General features: G+C 55.8%; 14 protein-coding genes. 7 read left to right on the top strand and 7 right to left on the bottom strand.

Translation table 11 applies throughout. The annotated features are described in order from the left end of the window. Positions 1–43: 43 nt before the first annotated feature. Both RDV48_28205 and RDV48_28200 read left to right on the top strand, forming a co-directional pair. Positions 44–2,113, top strand: a complete 2,070-nt coding sequence (locus RDV48_28205) for a NapC/NirT family cytochrome c (GenBank protein MDQ7826719.1) — start codon at positions 44–46, stop codon at positions 2,111–2,113. A gap of 101 nt (positions 2,114–2,214) precedes the next feature. Next, positions 2,215–2,568, top strand: coding sequence for a cytochrome c3 family protein (locus tag RDV48_28200; GenBank protein ID MDQ7826718.1), 354 nt, complete (start codon positions 2,215–2,217; stop codon positions 2,566–2,568). A 12-nt stretch (positions 2,569–2,580) separates the two neighbouring features. Here the strand turns inward: RDV48_28200 and ccsB are convergent, their stop codons facing one another. From ccsB to RDV48_28185, 3 genes are read right to left on the bottom strand one after another with little or no spacing between them, the layout of a single operon-like run. Next, the gene (ccsB, locus tag RDV48_28195) at positions 2,581–3,429 is read right to left on the bottom strand and encodes a c-type cytochrome biogenesis protein CcsB (GenBank protein ID MDQ7826717.1); all 849 of its coding nucleotides are present in this window, start codon (positions 3,427–3,429) and stop codon (positions 2,581–2,583) included. Positions 3,430–3,433: 4 nt separating this feature from the next. Then, a complete protein-coding gene (locus RDV48_28190) occupies positions 3,434–4,801 on the bottom strand; it encodes a cytochrome c biogenesis protein ResB (GenBank protein ID MDQ7826716.1) in 1,368 nt (455 codons plus the stop codon). 5 nt (positions 4,802–4,806) lie between these two features. Further along, on the bottom strand, positions 4,807–6,324 hold the full coding sequence (locus tag RDV48_28185) for a gamma-aminobutyraldehyde dehydrogenase (protein ID MDQ7826715.1): 1,518 nt from the start codon (positions 6,322–6,324) through the stop codon (positions 4,807–4,809). 243 nt (positions 6,325–6,567) lie between these two features. Between RDV48_28185 and RDV48_28180 the strand changes: the two genes are divergently transcribed. From RDV48_28180 to RDV48_28160, 5 genes are all read left to right on the top strand, one after another. After that, on the top strand, positions 6,568–7,809 hold the full coding sequence (locus tag RDV48_28180; GenBank protein MDQ7826714.1) for a glycoside hydrolase family 5 protein: 1,242 nt from the start codon (positions 6,568–6,570) through the stop codon (positions 7,807–7,809). Between the two features lie 96 nt (positions 7,810–7,905). Then, complete coding sequence (locus RDV48_28175) at positions 7,906–8,718, top strand: hypothetical protein (protein ID MDQ7826713.1); 813 nt, start codon at positions 7,906–7,908, stop codon at positions 8,716–8,718. A 158-nt stretch (positions 8,719–8,876) separates the two neighbouring features. After that, positions 8,877–9,908 carry a hypothetical protein gene (locus RDV48_28170; protein MDQ7826712.1) on the top strand — a complete coding sequence of 344 codons (1,032 nt, stop codon included), beginning with the start codon at positions 8,877–8,879 and terminating at the stop codon, positions 9,906–9,908. Positions 9,909–10,122: 214 nt separating this feature from the next. Further along, complete coding sequence (locus RDV48_28165) at positions 10,123–11,091, top strand: class I SAM-dependent methyltransferase (GenBank protein ID MDQ7826711.1); 969 nt, start codon at positions 10,123–10,125, stop codon at positions 11,089–11,091. Positions 11,092–11,160: 69 nt separating this feature from the next. Beyond that, the gene (locus tag RDV48_28160) at positions 11,161–12,558 is read left to right on the top strand and encodes a hypothetical protein (GenBank protein MDQ7826710.1); all 1,398 of its coding nucleotides are present in this window, start codon (positions 11,161–11,163) and stop codon (positions 12,556–12,558) included. Here RDV48_28160 and RDV48_28155 read toward each other — a convergent pair. The 4 genes from RDV48_28155 to RDV48_28140 are packed head-to-tail and all read right to left on the bottom strand — an operon-like array spanning position 12,545 to position 16,462. Continuing rightward, positions 12,545–13,606 carry a CoA transferase gene (locus RDV48_28155; GenBank protein ID MDQ7826709.1) on the bottom strand — a complete coding sequence of 354 codons (1,062 nt, stop codon included), beginning with the start codon at positions 13,604–13,606 and terminating at the stop codon, positions 12,545–12,547. The two genes, RDV48_28160 and RDV48_28155, sit on opposite strands and share 14 nt — an antisense overlap. Continuing rightward, a complete protein-coding gene (locus RDV48_28150; protein MDQ7826708.1) occupies positions 13,594–13,833 on the bottom strand; it encodes a hypothetical protein in 240 nt (79 codons plus the stop codon). The genes RDV48_28155 and RDV48_28150 overlap by 13 nt, the downstream gene beginning before the upstream one ends. Beyond that, positions 13,830–15,149 (bottom strand): hemolysin family protein, encoded by a 1,320-nt coding sequence (locus RDV48_28145; protein MDQ7826707.1) that lies wholly within the window; start codon positions 15,147–15,149, stop codon positions 13,830–13,832. Before RDV48_28145 ends, RDV48_28150 begins: the two co-directional genes overlap by 4 nt. Continuing rightward, on the bottom strand, positions 15,137–16,462 hold the full coding sequence (locus RDV48_28140; GenBank protein ID MDQ7826706.1) for a hemolysin family protein: 1,326 nt from the start codon (positions 16,460–16,462) through the stop codon (positions 15,137–15,139). The genes RDV48_28145 and RDV48_28140 overlap by 13 nt, the downstream gene beginning before the upstream one ends. Positions 16,463–16,512 lie beyond the last annotated feature (50 nt).

Genomic DNA, 16,512 nt, shown 5'->3' with positions numbered 1-16,512 from the left:
CCCGCTGAGACAAGGTATGTGAGCTGCCGTCAAAGGAAGCGATATGGACAAGGATAACGGCAAGAAAATCCTCCCGGGTCCGGGCGAGAGCCTCTGGAAGCGGGGAATCACCCTCCCTTTCATCAGGAAGACAGTGAGCCTCAGGCTCCTCCTCCTGCTGGTCCTTTTCGGCGCTCTTGCAGGTGTTCTCTCCTTCCTGCTGGCGGTCCGGCAGACCAGCAGCCCCACCTTCTGCTTCAGCTGCCATGAAATGGGCATCTACTATGAATCATGGAAGAACTCTCCCCATAAGGATCTCCAGTGCGTCCAGTGCCATATCTCACCGGGCACGAAGAACCTTGTGGTTCACAAGACCAAAAGCCTCAAGCAGGTATATGTCCACTTCAAAGGCGTGAAACCGGGGGACATCAAGGGACATGTTCCCGACGTCAACTGCACGCAGTGCCATAAAGAATCTCCCGAGCTCGTGGAGTACCATTCTCTCAAGATCACCCATAAAAAGCATCTCACCCTGGGCGTCAAATGCGTGTTCTGCCACAAGAACGTCGTCCACGGCGCCGGTTCCGATTTCCTGCACAATCCCACGATGGCCACGTGCATCACCTGCCATGACGGCAAGAAAACCTCCAACAAGTGCAGCGTCTGTCATGTGGGAGAAATCGAGCGGGATCGAAGGGGATACCAGGAGAAATGGGTCACGAACCACAAGCGCAATATCAAGGAATCTGGCGAGGAATCGTGCAAGCGATGCCATCACAAGGACTACTGCACGAACTGCCATAAAAGCATATTCCCCCATTCCAGGGATTTTGAGAGCTCTCCCCACATAGCGGACGCGAAAAAGGACGAGAGCCGATGCAAAAGATGCCATGACAAGCAGTTCTGCGATGCCTGCCACGACATGAAGTGGCAGCACCCCATAGACTGGATGAGAACCCATGTCAGTGATGCCGAGAAGAAGAGGAAAAAGTGCGATGAATGCCATAAGCAGGATTTCTGCGACGACTGCCACACAAAGCTTGCACAGCACCAGACGGGCTATGAGGCAAAACACGCCGCCGAGGCCAGGCAGCACCCGGGCCGGTGCAAGAGCTGCCATGAAGAGAGCTACTGCGTGAAATGCCACGAGCACTCAGTTCCGGTCTCCCATGGGGAAAAGGGGTGGATGGGAAAGCATAAGAAAGAGGGGGCGAAGAAGAACGCCCAGTGCTCTCTCTGCCATAAGCAGGATTTCTGCGTGAAATGCCACAAGACCAGCAGGCCATCAACTCACAATGATGCGTGGACTGAAAAGCACGGTGGAGCAGCGCAACAGGACAGGAAAGCATGCAGGCTCTGCCACGACAGTGACTCCTCCTGTGACCAGTGTCATACCCTCTCAATGCCGCACAGCGGGCAGTGGATGGCCACCCACCGCTCACGGACCGGCGAGGGATTCTGCCTGCGCTGCCACACTGAAAAGGAATGTGCGTCGTGCCACAGGTCCAAAAAGCCTTCATCCCATGGAAGGAGCTGGGAGAAAAGCCACGGGGCGGCGTTAATGGCGGGAAAGGAGAACTGCTTCAAATGCCACGCCAGGGAAGCCTGCGACCGCTGCCATGGCCTTGCCCTGCCGCATCCAGGGAACTGGGGCATTGATCACAAGGCCGCCTACACGAAAAAGGAGACCATGTGCCTGCGCTGCCACAAAAAGGAGGAATGCGTCGCCTGCCACAGGAGTGTGACCCCCCCGTCCCATAAAGGCAAAATGTGGAAGAAAGAGCATAAGAGCTCCAAGGGAAGGGAATCGCAGTGCGCCCTGTGCCATACCGCGACAGGGAGGCAGAGCGCCTGTAAAACTTGCCACGGAGGCATTGAGCTGCCCCATGCGAAGAATTACGGCATGGATCATGGGAAGGAATCCAGGGAAAAGTCTTCGAGCTGCATCAAGTGTCACACGCGGGAGGAATGCCTGAAATGCCACCAGGCCATGCCGCCTTCCAACCACAAGGAGGAGTGGAAATTAAGGCTTCACAAGCAGGACGCCCTCAAGAGGAAGGATCTGTGCAAGGCCTGCCATGATGCCGGAGAATGCAGAAAGTGCCATCCGGAGGAAAAATCAAAAATTAAATGAATAAAGTAATATCATACCGGGTAAGAAGATATATTGATTCATTGCTCACGAGATGTCGCAAGGCATGCCCGGGAGCATAAATTCAAAAGAGGGGGCGGGAAATGAAAAAGGGCGAAAAGGCGAAATTACGGGCTGTTTTTCTTGTCGCGGCAATGACGGGCCTCGCTGCACTGGCCCTCATATCAATGATACATGCAAGCGGCCTTGTCGATCTCACCTACAAATGCCCTACGGCGGGCGATGTGATATACAGGCATTCAACCCACGCGACGGAGCAGAGACTGCTCTGCAAGGACTGCCACATCGGCATTTTCCAGATGAAGCAGGGCACCTCGGGGATGACCAACGACACCATAAACACCGGCGAGCACTGCGGGAAATGCCATAACGGCGAAAGATGCTTTTCAGTAAAGGCTGAGGCTGACTGCAAGAGGTGCCATCAGCCCAAATCCTGATCCTCTGCGATCTTACCTTCTTCCATAGCTGTGGAGGCCGGGAAGGAGAAGATTCACGCCCAGGTAGCAGAACACCACGCTCGCGAAGCCGATTATTGCAAATAATGCCGTGGTTCTCCCGCGCCATTTCAGAAAAAACCGCGCGTGGAGAAAGCCGGCATAGATGAACATGGTGATGAGGGACCACGTTTCCTTGGGATCCCAGGACCAGTACCGCCCCCAGGCCCTTTCCGCCCAGATGGCCCCTGTAATGATGAGGAGCACAAGGAAGGGGAAGCCGAAGGCAATAACCTTGTAAATGAGCCTGTCAAGCTTCTCCAGCCCGGGGAGCCTCTCCAGGAGCGGACTGCTGCTGCCGTCTTTCTCCATATGCTCCCTGATGAGGTAAATGACCGCCAGTGCAAAAGAGTATGCAAAAGCCCCGTAAGCGACTATTGCAGTGGCGACATGGTAAGTGATCCAGTTGCTGCGAAGGGCTGGCATGAGGGGCTCTATCTCCGAGTCCACCGTGAGGGCGAAGCATGCCATGGCAAACACGAGGGGCATCACCAGGGCGCCTGCAAGGTGGATCCTCCATCGCAGGGTGCACCACAGCAGGCAGAGGGCTATGCCCCAGATAAAGATGAGAAGGGATTCATAAAGGTTGGCGAAGGGGACCCTGCCGGCCTCGATGCCCCGCGCGACCAGGTTTACCGTGTTGGCGAGAAGCCCCAGAACGAGGAGCGCCGTTGCCGCCTTTCCCGCTGATTCCCTTTTCGTAAAGGCATAAAAGAGATACGCCACGAGGCTCAGAAAATAGAGCCCGAAGAAAGCCTGGAACGAAAGGGGCTCAAGTGGATGCATTTTAATGCTCTGCGGCATAGGCTCAGTGCTCCTTCCAGGACTTCCGCAACGCGGAAAGCTCTTCGTCAAAGTCTTCATCGGCAGGGGAATGAGTCACGGCAAGAATGCTGTGCTCACCTTCCCCTGGAAGAACAAGGATATGGATGGTCTTTTCTGTCACATAAAAAGAGAGTGCAAGCCCCAGGATCATGAGGAAGAACCCTGCCCAGACGAGGGGAACTCCCGGGTCCTTGCGGTACTGGAGGCCTGAGTAGCAGACCTGATTCCCCATGGATATCCTGTAGCCCTTGTAGCTGAGAGGAGTCCCCTTGCTTACCCATCCTTTTGCCACCCATTTATTATAGGAATCCATCACGAAGTGCTCATAAAGGAAGACTTCGGCTCCTTGTCCGTCGGGAATATACCGGTGGAGAAACAGGGAGAGGTCCGTACCGGGCACCTCGATGGGCAGGTCCATGTCGGGAGCGCCCTCCATGGTGAGGTGCACTGGGACGTTTTGGGCCACCCCGTCGGGTCCCTCAACATCGAGGTAAAATCCCAGGACCCCGAAGTCAGACTGGTAGAACTTCACTCCCTCGAACTCCAGGGGATCATTGACCCTGATGGTATGGCCCAGGACCTTTTTCCCCTCTTTCTGCACCTCTACGATGCTGAAATAATCAAGAGGCCTTCCCTTCTCGTCGCTCTTTGATCCTGTGTCGAGCATTTTCAGGGAAAACCCGGCCTGCGTGAGTTCAAAGAGCGAGTCCTCCCCATGAGGCGTCATATGGGCTGTTCCTGAAAATCCATTGCCGGGCCAGTGTCCGTAGATGACTCCCAGAAAGACGATGAGAATGCCTGTGTGGGTCACGAGGGAGCCCCAGCGCCGCAGGGCGCCTTTTTCAGCAAGGTAACAGACCTCATCGCCCCGGGGTTCTCTCTTCAGCCTGTATCCCAGGCGGCGGAGCGCCTGCTCCAGGTCTGCCCTGATTTTTTCATCATCATCTTTGGCGGTGAACCTGACCGCCAGAGGTGAGTTAAGGAAGTAAGCCCTGCCTGGTGCGGCTGCGCCCTTTTTTTTTGAGAGCCCGCGCAGGGTCTCAAGGCGCTTCATGTTGGATACGACGAGGTTTATGGCCACAAGCACAAGGAGCAGCAGAAACCACCATGCATAATACATGGTGTCCAGGGAGGAAGCTATGATAAGCCTTCCCGGGAGCATGCCGTACTTCCCGGCATAGAATTCACCGCTCTCATTCTGCGGTATCAGGGTGCCCAGGGCAGAGAGGAAAGCGAGAATGCAGAGAAGAAAAACTGCAGTCCTTGCCGAGCCGGCGGAGGTCCACAGTCTCTGAAAAAAAGAGCTCCTGCCGGAGCTCTCATGTCCTTCAGCCGGGGAAGGCTCCCTCACGGCTCCTATGCCTCCTGGTCGCCGAAGATGGTGAAATGCCAGCCCTTGCGGACCTGCCCGCCCAGGTCGGCCATCACATGCTTGATTCGCGTGTATTCATCAAGGGAATACATGGACATATCCTTGCCGAAGCCGCTTTGCTTGAAACCGCCATGGGGCATTTCCGAGGCAAGCGGCAGGTGATCATTTATCCAGACTGTGCCGAAGTCAAGGCGCCGCGCCGTATTCATGGCCTTATAGATGTCCTTTGTCCAGACGCTGCTCGCGAGTCCGAAGATTACATCGTTCGCCTTGGCGATTACCTCATCTTCGGTCTTGAAAGGGAGAAGCACCATGACGGGACCGAAGACTTCGTTCCGGACCAGCTCTGCATCCTGGGGGAGGCCCGTCACAAGGGTGGGCTCATAGTAAAATCCTTTATCAAGCCCGGCCCCCCGGGCCTGCTGGCCTCCCACAAGGATGGTAGCTCCGGCTTTCCGGGCCCGCTCCACGAAGGACGACACGTTCTTGAGGTGCCCCTCTGACGAGAGTGGCCCCATGTCAGTCTTCTCATCCTTGGGATCACCTAGGCGGACCTGCTTTGTAAGCTCCACCATGCGGTCCACCACGGACTGGAAAACGCTCTCGTGGGCATATATCCTGGTGGCGGCAGTGCAATCCTGGCCGGTATTGACAAAGCCTGCGACAACCGCTCCCCGGGCAGCGGCGTCGAGATCGGCGTCATCATAAACGATAAGGGCAGCCTTGCCGCCCAGCTCCAGGTGCACGCGCTTCAATGAGCCGGAAGCTGCGGTCATTATGCGCCGGCCGGTGGCGGTGTCGCCCGTGAGTGAAACCATATCGACATCCATATGGCCTGCAAGAGCGGAGCCCACTATCTCCCCGCGGCCCGTGATCACGTTCAGGACGCCTGGGGGAATCCCTGCCTCGTGGGCTATTTTTGCGAGCTCGAGGGAAGTGAGGGGGGTAATTGAAGCGGGCTTCAGCACGACGGTATTCCCGGCTGCCAGTGCCGGCCCTATTTTCCAGATGGCCATCAGGAAGGGATAGTTCCAGGGCGCGATTGACGCCACGACGCCAAGGGGCTCGCGGCGGATCATGCTGGTATAGCCAGTCACATATTCCGCAGTGGAGCGCCCTTCAAGGGCGCGGCAGGCTCCCGCGAAAAAGCGCAGGTTATCAATGGCGAAAGGTATGTCGCTGTTCCGGGTGAGCTTCACAGGCTTGCCCGAGTGCAGCGTCTCAAGGTCCGCAAGCTCCATGGCTTTTTCTTCCAGGGCTGCGGCGAATTTCCACAGCAGCATGGAGCGCTCCCCTGGAGAGAGGCCACTCCACCGGCCATCCTCAAAGGCTGCCCGCGCGGCCGCAACGGCCTTGTTCACGTCCTCAGCCGTTGCAGAGGCGACACGGGCAATTTCCTCGCCGGTTGCTGGGTTAATGACCTTCATGGTCTCACCGGAGCCTGAGGCAACCCATTCTCCCCCTATAAAGAGCTTGTAATCCAGAACTTTAGTCGATACCATGACTCCCCCTCCTTCACTTCCATGAAATGTTTCCGCCTTGACAGGCTGTGCGGATATATCTGCTATAACATTTCTATGGGCGATTCCCATCACCTTTCATGGAAAGGCTCTTTTATCACATTTAAGTATAAATTGAGGCAAGTCCTGGAAATATTCAATGTAGGGAGCAGCCCTACCGAGGTAAAAAGCAGGTAACAGAGAATGGTACTTCAGGCTACCCAGTTTTTTCACAGGGAGGCTTTTATGAAGAAACTCTGTGCCCTTGGCATTCTGCTCATCCTGTTTTCTTTTGCCTGTGTTCCTTGTTTTGCCGCCGGCCACGGTTTTGTATCGCTGAAGGGCGCCGAGATAGCGGCGCCTGGCGGCTCTCCGCTTCTCTTGAAAGGCATCTCGCTGGGGAACTGGCTTCTCCCCGAGGGCTACATGCTCAAGTTCGAGGAAATCTCGTCGCCCCGCCTGCTGAACGACCTTCTCTGTGAGCTTGTCGGCCCCGGTGAAGCACGGAGGTTCTGGAAAGACTACCGTGCCGCCTATATCAGCAAAAAGGATATCATGCTGATCCGGAAACTGGGATTCAATATGATAAGGGTGCCTTTCAACTACCGCCTCTTCACCCCCGAGGATCATCCCGGCATATGGCTTGACGAAGGATTCACGCTCCTCGATCAGGTGGTCTCCTGGGCTCAAGAGGCAGGGCTCATGGTGATTCTTGACATGCACGGCGCCCCGGGAGGCCAGACGGGAGAGAATATCGATGACGGGTGGGGGACACCATGGCTTTTTGAAAGCCCCGAATGCCAGGAGCGGACCATCGCCCTCTGGAAGAAGCTTGCTGAGCGCTACAAAGCCAGCAGGACCGTCATCGGCTATGAGCTCCTGAACGAGCCTGTCCCTGATTTTGAAGGCTACGGGCGCTATGAGGCCTCCCTCGAGCCGCTCTACAGGAGGATCACTGAAGCCATCCGCACTGTTGACAGGGACCATCTCATCATTCTTGGAGGCTCCCGGTGGTGCACCAATTTTGAGTGCTTCGGAAAACCCTTCGATTCGAAGCTTGTCTATACGTTCCACCACTACTGGGCTGATCCTTCGGAGAAAAGCCTGCAGAAAGCTCTTGCCTTCAGAGAAAAATACGGCGTCCCGCTCTGGATGGGCGAATCCGGGGAAAACACCGATCAATGGATTGAGGCTTACAGAAAATCCCTGGAAAAGCACCGCATCGGCTGGTCTTTCTGGCCTTATAAGAAAATGGACTCTCCCTCATGCGTGGCCACCTTCCCAAAGCCCCGGGTGTGGGAAGAGCTGGTGAGCTATGCCGAAAAATACCGGGGCGCCTCATGGAAAGAGAGACGCCTTCACCGGCCTTCGCCACAGATGTGCAGGAAAGCCCTTGATGAGCTCCTGGAGAAGGCAAAGGTGGAGCACTGCATCATCAACAGGGGATTCCTGAAAGCCCTGGGCCTGGAAGAGCCGGCAGGTCAATGAAAAAATAACATATTTGAGTTTCATCTGAGCACCTTTTGAGCCTTTTGTGGACTTCGTGCCTTATCATGAGGGAAGGACCAGGAAAGGAGCCTTCATATGAACAGTGATATAAATACTTCCATGCAATTCAGGGTGATGATGAGCACCTTTTCACTCTCCGCGGGATCAGGCCAGGTAAGGCCTCCCGTCCAGTCTCCCTCAGGGCTTCAGCTTTCCGGAGGGGACTCCATGCCCGGAAATCCAATGAGCGCTCCCTACAATCTCATGAGAGAGCTTGCAGACTTCGGCGGGCCGGGCGGGGCCATGCCTTCATGCGGGGGGCCTCAGCAGATGATGCAGCAGATGCTCCAGATGATGAAGCAGATGATGGATATGATGATGGGTATGTTTTCCCGGATGGGCATGGGAGGCTCGCCGGGAGGCGGCTGCCCCGGAGGCGGCGGAGGGTGCGGGGGACCGGGAGCACCTCCATTCGGGCAGGAAATGTTTCCCGGGCAGGCAGGCCAGACCGGCGCCATGCCCCAGGCTGTTCCTGATGCTGGCGCGACCATGGGCAGTGCGAAAGGAACGGGCTACTATCCCGACAGCAGCGCCATGGAAGGCGGCTTTACCGACAAAAGGGGGAAGAAGCTCTGCACCCTCCAGGACTACCTGGAAGGGAAGGCTCCCTATGTCTCCATCGCCCTGGACAAGAACCTCTACAAGAGCGGCCAGGTCAAATACGGCGACGCCTTCAGGATACCGGAGCTTGAGAAAAGGTACGGCAGGCCCATCCTCTTCAGGGCCGTCGATACGGGAGGAGCCTTTAACGGGAAGGGATTCGGAAGAGTTGACATCTGCACGCGGAGCGCGAGGCACAGCCTGGATCCGACAGTGAACGGGCGCCTCACCCTCCAGAGGGCTCAATAAGGAAATGGTCAGGCTTCTCATAACACCAGGCTGCGGGGTAGAAAGACAGGACGGCAAACCTCGAATGAGCCATAACCATGCATCTCCAAGAGGGAAACAGGAGCCTCTTATATAAGATTTAGGATACCAGGTCTGGATATTTTCCTTGGAGAGATGCCATGAAAGAACCATACCGCAAAGGGGTGCGTATCTATACCGCAGGTGACTACCAGGCTTTCAGGGAGACCAGGAGAGCTTCCCTCAGGAAAGAGATTGACAGACTCATTGGAAAAGCCCTGGTCCCGGGAGACAGTGACCGGGAAAAGGTGAAGGTTTTTTTAGCAAGCCTCCACGATGCTGTCCTGAGCCTCAGTAAACCGCGCTCCATTGCCCCGCCGGCCATGTCATCACGCGATGCATGCGGGTCAGGTAAAGGGGCAGGCACAGAGGGAGCGTTGGGAGCGGCGCCTTGTGACGAGAGCGTCCTGTCCGCTGTTGCGGCTCTTGACAGGGAGAATCCCGCGGGGATAATCAGTGGCAGGCAGCTCGAAGAGCTCATCCATAACGCCCTTGAAGAGTATGCTCTCAAGGGAGATGATTCCCTCTCCGATGCGGTCCAGGTCCTCATGGGGCCTGGCGACTGGGACGGAACGGGGGCAGGCAGGGAATATGAGGATCTTAATGCCTTCATCATGAAAAATGCTGGGCGCCTGTCGCCTGACGCGGCGGCCAAGTGGGCTGTTTATGAGAAAACGGTGAAGGAGATCAGGCGGGAAGGCCAGGGGGCAATTCCGATTGAGAAATACAGGGAGATGCTGGAGAAGATGAAGAGCGCCTCGGGCTACGCCGACAGAGGCGCCGGGGCGGCCATAGAGGCTCTTCTTGCTGAATGCCCCCGTGGACCCGTTTCCGGGGAGCAGATGGAGCGCTTCATCATCAAGGGAACAAGCGAGGGCGGCGAAGGATTTCAAAGCCTGCTGAGCCTTGTGACAAGCCCGAAGGATCGCGACGGCACCGCCGCCGGAGTTGAATATGACGCGCTGAGAGCTTTAATGGAATCTCTCGGGGAGAGGCTCACTGATGCCGCAAAGGCCAAGTGGGAAGTCTATGAGCGCTCCGTGAAAGAAGCGCAGCAGGCGGGGAAATCAGGGCTTGATGACGCGACGTACAGCAAGATGCTCAAAGATATAAGGAACATCAGGGAAAAATAGTAAAGCCGGCGCCGGGAGAGAAATTTTTTAAGTTTGATAAATTCTTGTCATAAGGATTTTTTTTTGTTAAAATGTAGGGGAGACAGAAAAGCACATTGCTATCCTTGTGCTTACTCTCACCGAAAGGGAGAAAAGAAGAACTCCTGCCTCACAGAACTATTGTCGAAGAACTGAAACGCACTTTAGGTCGAAGCACCAACAGGGAGTTTTTTCTATGACTATGGACGCACTCGTTTTAGAGCAGAATACTCACAAGGCAGGCTATGTTGAAACAGCACAGACTGTGCGCCTCTGCTACAGTCTTACCGGCATCTCAACCCTGGCCGGAGTGGAGGACTACACAGAGGGAATCTACGATGGAAATCCCAGCGAGGATTTCTGCGCGACCCAGAGGCGGCAGCATGAGTATCTCCTCGATGAGCTCAACGCGGGTCCTGGTTTCAGACTGCTGGAAATCGGCTGCGGTCTGGGCACTCTGCTGGCGGCCGCGCGCAAGCGGGGAATAAATGCGACCGGCGTGACCATTTCAGAGGATCAGTGGGCGGCATGCCGCGCGAAAGGGCTTTCTGTCGTGCTTTCTGATTACAGAGAGCTTCCCCTCCATCTGAAAGGAAACTTCGACGGGATCATTGCGAACGGGGCGCTCGAGCATTTCTGCCAGCCAGAGGATGCCCTCGAAGGTCTGCAGGACAGGATCTACCGCGAGATGTTCCGGATCTTCTCATCCCTGCTTGACCCCGCTTCCCGCTCGCAAAGAGTGGTCACTACCGCCCTTCATTTCAGGGGAAAGCCGGTGGAACCTTTTAAATTCCTGAAATCCCCGTTCCTGCAGCTCTTCGACAGCGCAGGGCTGCATTTCTCGATTCTTCATCGAGGCTACGGGGGCTACTATCCAGCGGAAGGCCAGCTCGAGCGCTGCGCGCGGGACAAGTTTGCCCTTATTCGCGAAGTTGACGGCACACAGGACTATGGATTCACCGCCGAAGACTGGCTGAGAAAGTTCCGATGCGCTTTATTCCGTGATTTTCGTTTCAGCGCGGCCCTGGCCAGGCACTTCATCTCGAACCCGATCCACACGCTCTGGTTTGCGGCCAGTTTCATCGGCCCGGCGTCGCAGCTCTGGCAGTTCAGGGGCGCACAGACCCCGGTGCGGCACTTCCGCCATACGTGGCAGGCAGTCTGACGCCCTCATCTTTGAGGCAAAGGTCGTGGAGCAGTAGTGACTGTGACCAATTTATGATAAAATAGCAGTATGACGGAGCGGCAGAATCATTTTCTGAATTATCTCCTCTTCAGGTATTCATTCTCAATAGTGGTGGCATTGCCTGAGGAGAAGGTCCTCGAGAAGGTGGGCCATATGCTGAAATGTGGCTACGAACTTGAGGATTCCACCTTTCAGCACTTCCGCGGCGAGTTGTCGGGCAATGGCTTCGAAGCCGATCTTATCACGCCTGACGTGAGAGGGGTCTCCTTCGCCTTGAGAGGCGAGATTGCGCCGCTTGGAGAGAAAAAGTCTGCCCTCACCGTTTTTGTGAAGATCAAAGATGACTCCGGCATGAAGATGCTCCTGGGATTTCTTGCCCTGGCCTTCTGCTCGGGCCTGGGAAATCTTTCCTCCAGCTCTCCCGGCCAGCTGCCTGGAAAATTTTCCGGCTTCTTGCTTTTTGCCACATTTGGCTTTCTACTGGGATACACTTTCAACCTTGCGACTTACTGGAGCAAGTCCCGCCTTATGAAAAAAATATTCAGTGAAGAGTTCAGTGAAGAGTTCCATAAGCGGGAAAAGCCCAAAAAGAAAAAGGCCCGCCCCCAGGCCGAGGGGATGACCCCGGAAGAGTCGCGTTTTTTCATGCTGTGCGCTGCCGTCATCGCTCTTGTATCGATTGTCTCCATGCTCTCTTTTTCCCCCCCGTGGTCATTTTTCCTGGGGATCATGGCGACGATCACGGTTTCCCTCTTCGGAGGAGGGCTCTGCACCTTTGTAATGATTACCTTAAAGGAAATCCCGAAATTCCTCCGTCGCATGAAGCCTCAATTCAGATGGATGAGCCTTCCCCTTGCAGCTCTCAAGGTAATCGGCATGATCATGCTTATCACCGGGATTAGCATTGTTATGCATGGTATCCTCGCCACATGCGGCTTCACCCCGTGGATTACCTCCCATACAGAGCTTCCCATAGCGCCATACACCAGAGTTGCCGTGGACCGCGGGGGAAACTCCTACGTGTTCCTGAGCTTCCTCTGCCGTTTCCAGAAATACGACAGCGCAGGGACATTTCTCTCGGGATGGTTTATCCACTCAGGGGGAAAACCCGTCAGCTTCAAGGTCAACAGCGACAATGACCTGGAGTTCTATACCATGCATAACATTCACTATACTGCCGATTCATGGGGAAGAGTCAAGAAAAGGAAAGCCTCCTCCTATGAGAAGAGAGGGGATTTTGAAAAGACATGCAAGGCGACTGCGGCAGCTGATGTGACAGCCCTCAAGGAGAAGATGGACGGATATCCCTTTTATCTCTGGCTGGTATCAGGGCCCCAGTGCATTATCCTTTTTGCCGCGGGCCTGCTCCTTCTCTTTCTCACCGGTGACGAGTGTGCCGGCAGGTGGCTGCTGAAGGAAAAGAGAATGCTTCCTAGCAGATCGTGAACGCCACCGTTTTCACCCTTCTCGTGTGTTTCCCCTCAATATCCTCCTCAAGAATCATGTGCTGAGCGGCAGGGGCTGAGAGCACCTCTTTCAGGTTCCTGATGGCGCCGACGGGCACGTCGGCCTGTATCAGCGCAGGGTAGATTTGTGCGAATCTTTTCAGTGAAAATGCCCTCGACAGGATTTCATGAAGCTCTTTCCTGCGGGCCACCCTGCCGGGATTATCAATGAACCGCCCGTCAAGTGCTGTTTCCTTGATGTCTACCAGACGGCACAGCTCAGAAAACTGCCTGTCACTTCCGATGGCGAGCACCAGGGGCCTGCGGTCTTTTGTGTACACAATTTCCCCATAAGGGGCGATACTGGGATGGAGGGAGCCCATGCGGCGGGGTATGGTACCGTTCATCAGATAACTGCTGGCCTGGTTCACCAGCGAGGCAATGGAAGCCTCCTCCAGCGAACACTCCACATAGGAACCCCTGCCGGTTTTTTCCCTTTTCAGCAGGGCAAGGAGAATGCCCTCCTTGAGCTGGTGGGCTGCCAGCACATCAATAAGGGCCACAGGCATTTTACAGGCTTCGGCATCTGGCGCTCCGTTCATATCCATGAAACCTGTCTCGGCCTGGAGCACCACGTCGAATGCCGGCCGGGAAGAATCTTTGAAGCCCCTGATCTGCCCATAGACAATCCTGGCGTTGATGCTTTTTATCGTCCTGTAGTCCACTTTGAGCTTCTTTGCGCTGTCGGCCCTGAAATTGGATAGTACTATATCAGCTCTGGCCAGAAGCTTCAGAAGTCTCCCGTAATCCCTGGCATCGCTCAAATCCAGGCTGAGATAGGTTTTGCCGCAGTTTACCGAGGAAAAATAAGCAGTGACGGGGTGGTCGTCTTCCGAGAGGGACCTCCAGGTGCGGGTCAGATCTCCTCCCGTTTTTTTGTTCTCTATTTTAGTGACTGTGGCGCCCAGCTCGGCGAAGAACATGCCCACGGCGGGACCTGCCAGCACGCTTGCCAGCTCGATGACTTTTAATCCTTTCAGTAGCTGCATGGCTCCTCTTTCGGACATGAGGCGATTGCCAGCCCTCTGTGGCGGTCGCTCCCTTCAGCACTGTTGTATATCATAAGAATGCCATCTTTTGTAAAGAAAGGAGGCGGGCCGGGCATCCTTGATGAAACACCTGGAATCCCCGCGGTGGTTTTATTCCTCATTCTCATTTTCTGCCTGATTATCCTACCTGCCGGGGAGAATTCCGTCCCCGCGGTGTGCAGCATCATCTTCCCGCCTGATCGGCCGGCTCAGCCTCAGGAATGACGGTGCATTTCCTTACCCCGTGGCCCACCACTGCTGTCACTTCAAAACGGATATTCCTGTAATGTACGACATCCCCGATTTCCGGGGGGCGCTCAAGCAGCATGAGCACAAGGCCGCTCACGGTGTCAACCTCTTCATTCTCAATTGGTATCCCGCAGATTTCTCCGACTTCGTCTAGTCGCACGGTACCGCTCACGGTGAGGCGGCCGTCTTGATCCCTGGCAATCTCAGGCTCAGAAGCCCTGCCTTCCTCTATGTCACCTATCACTTCCTGAAAAAGGTCCTCCAGCGTGATGATTCCGGCGGTTCCGCCATGCTCATCCATCACCACCACCATCTGCGCATGGGACTTCCGCATGGCGGCGAGCACGGTATCCAGGTCGGTTGTCTCCGGAAGATAAGGCACTGCCCTTATGTCGATCTCCTGGATCGTCCTGCCTGACCGCAGAAGACGGAAAAGATCCTTGATATGGATCATTCCCAGGATGTGATCCAGACTTTCCCTGTACACAGGGTAACGAGTATGGCGTGACTGCCTTACGAGAGAGAGAATGCGGTCTTCTGCGGCGTCCATCGGCAGCCCTGTGACACGGACGCGGGGAACCATCACTTCACTTGCAGTGAGGTCGCCGAACTCGAAGAGATCGCGCAGCACTTTTCCCGCCTCGGCGCGAAGCAGGCCTCCCTCTTCGCTTTCCCTTACAATGTATTCTATCTCTTCCGGGGTGTGGTAGTTCCCGGCAGAAAACTCCCTCCTGATGCCCAGCAGCTTCAAAAAAATGTTGCCTGTGGCGTTCAGTCCGATCACAAGGGGATAAAGGGCGCTCTGAATGATGCCCATCAGCGGGGTGATCCACAGCACGGTCCGCTCGGCGGAAAGAAGCGCGAGAGACTTCGGAACCATTTCGCCCAGCACGATATGAAAGTACGTCAGAATGACAATGGAAAGCACGCTCGCAAGGCCGTGAGCTGCAGGCCAGCGGGAGGCACCGAGGGAATCAAGGCTCCCGGCTATCCACCCTGCCAGAATGTGCTCGCCGTACATTCCCAGGCCCAGGCTCGCAAAGGTTATTCCAAGCTGTGCAGTGGCGATATAGCGGTCCTGGAGGCGCGTATCGCTGATAATACGCAGGACCTGACGGGCAATGCGGTGACCTTTCGACGCCATATTCTCGACAGCGGCGCGGGAGACACCTGCAATAGCGAACTCGGCCGCCACGAAAAGCCCGTTGACGAGAATCAGGATACTAATGATTATGACCGGGATCAGTATCTCCACGGCTCTCTCTCTTTCTCAATGGGTAAAACCGGGGTGACGAGCACGGAGACTATGGTATGGCAGTCCATCTGCTCTACTTCCACCTGCACACCGTCAATGGTAATCCTCTCTCCTGCAGCAGGAATGCGCCCCGCAGCCTCTGCCACGTGGCCCCCCACGGTTGACGAGCCGCCCTTCCAGGGAATCCCTGTCCATCTTTCGATGCCGTCAAGGCGCATGATGCCGGGAAGGCGCACACGGCCGTCAGGGAGTCTTTCAGGTTCCGGCTGATCGGCCTTGAGCTCGTCTCCCACGTCACCGAGCAGCTCAGTCAGGACGTCCTCCAGCGTCACCAGGCCCTTCACGCCTCCAAACTCATCGATGACGACCGCCTGGTGACTGCGTTTCTCACGAAGGACCGACAGCAGGCGATCCGTGGTAATGTGCTCAGGGACAAAGACCGCGGGCCGCAGCGCCTCGGACAGTACACCGATGCCGCAGGGCTCGAAGCAGCGGAGCATGAGATCCTTGGTATGAATGAATCCTATGATGTGGTCTATTGATTCCCGGTACACCGGCACTCTGGTATAGGGGCCTTCGCCTGCCTGTGACAGAATCTTCTCCAGTGAAGATGCGCTGTCTATCGCCACGATGGAGCGGCGGGGCACCATAAGGTCCCTTGCGGTCCTTGTCGTCAGCTTCAGGGCCTTATGAAGACGGCGCTGCTCATCCTCTTCAAGAAGCCCCCCGTCACGGCTCTCGGCGATGAGCAGATAAATCTCTTCCGGAGAGTGGATATGGCGATGGGCTCCGTAGGGCACGCGCAGCCACCTGAGTATCCTGATGCCGCTGCCGTTCAGCACGTTGATGAACCAGGAGAGGATCTTCATTGAGAAACGCATGGGCACGACTGAGAAAAGGGCCGTCTGCAGTGAATACTGTAATGCAATGGATTTGGGAACGAGCTCCCCGAGTATCACCTGCAGCACCGTCAGCGCGACAAGCACGATTACCGCCGATGTTGACTGTGCCGCAGCTTCCTGAAGTGAGCCCCAGCGTGCGAAAAGAGGTGCCAATTCACAGGCAAGCGTCGCCTGCCCGTAGGCTCCCAGCACGAGACTGGAAATGGTGATGCCTATCTGGCACGCGGCGACATACCGGTCAAGTGCCATCGCTTCCTTGATTGACAGCAGCAGCTGGCGTGCGAAGAGATTCCCTTCAGCGGCAAGCTGCTGGATTCTGCTCCGCCTCACGCTCACAGCCGAGAACTCGGCCGCAACATAAAGAGCATTGACGGCTATAAGAAAAAGTATGACAAGCCATGTTGAAAGCATTATCCTTACCTCACAGTCAGCTTCAGGCGGTAAACCCCATCGCTGAAACA

It is taken from the genome of Candidatus Eremiobacterota bacterium (assembly GCA_031082125.1).
Lineage (GTDB): Bacteria > Vulcanimicrobiota > CADAWZ01 > CADAWZ01 > Ess09-12 > Ess09-12.
This window is presented reverse-complemented; position numbering and strand designations above follow the sequence as displayed.

Bases quoted from the DNA above. Each gene is read 5' to 3' on its own strand.
- RDV48_28205 (MDQ7826719.1), top strand. From the start codon at position 44: ATGGACAAGGATAACGGCAAGAAAATCCTCCCGGGTCCGGGCGAGAGC.
- RDV48_28200 (MDQ7826718.1), top strand. From the start codon at position 2,215: ATGAAAAAGGGCGAAAAGGCGAAATTACGGGCTGTTTTTCTTGTCGCG.
- ccsB (MDQ7826717.1), bottom strand. From the start codon at position 3,429: ATGCCGCAGAGCATTAAAATGCATCCACTTGAGCCCCTTTCGTTCCAG.
- RDV48_28185 (MDQ7826715.1), bottom strand. From the start codon at position 6,324: ATGGTATCGACTAAAGTTCTGGATTACAAGCTCTTTATAGGGGGAGAA.
- RDV48_28180 (MDQ7826714.1), top strand. From the start codon at position 6,568: ATGAAGAAACTCTGTGCCCTTGGCATTCTGCTCATCCTGTTTTCTTTT.
- RDV48_28175 (MDQ7826713.1), top strand. From the start codon at position 7,906: ATGAACAGTGATATAAATACTTCCATGCAATTCAGGGTGATGATGAGC.
- RDV48_28170 (MDQ7826712.1), top strand. From the start codon at position 8,877: ATGAAAGAACCATACCGCAAAGGGGTGCGTATCTATACCGCAGGTGAC.
- RDV48_28165 (MDQ7826711.1), top strand. From the start codon at position 10,123: ATGACTATGGACGCACTCGTTTTAGAGCAGAATACTCACAAGGCAGGC.
- RDV48_28160 (MDQ7826710.1), top strand. From the start codon at position 11,161: ATGACGGAGCGGCAGAATCATTTTCTGAATTATCTCCTCTTCAGGTAT.
- RDV48_28155 (MDQ7826709.1), bottom strand. From the start codon at position 13,606: ATGCAGCTACTGAAAGGATTAAAAGTCATCGAGCTGGCAAGCGTGCTG.
- RDV48_28150 (MDQ7826708.1), bottom strand. From the start codon at position 13,833: ATGATGCTGCACACCGCGGGGACGGAATTCTCCCCGGCAGGTAGGATA.
- RDV48_28140 (MDQ7826706.1), bottom strand. From the start codon at position 16,462: ATGCTTTCAACATGGCTTGTCATACTTTTTCTTATAGCCGTCAATGCT.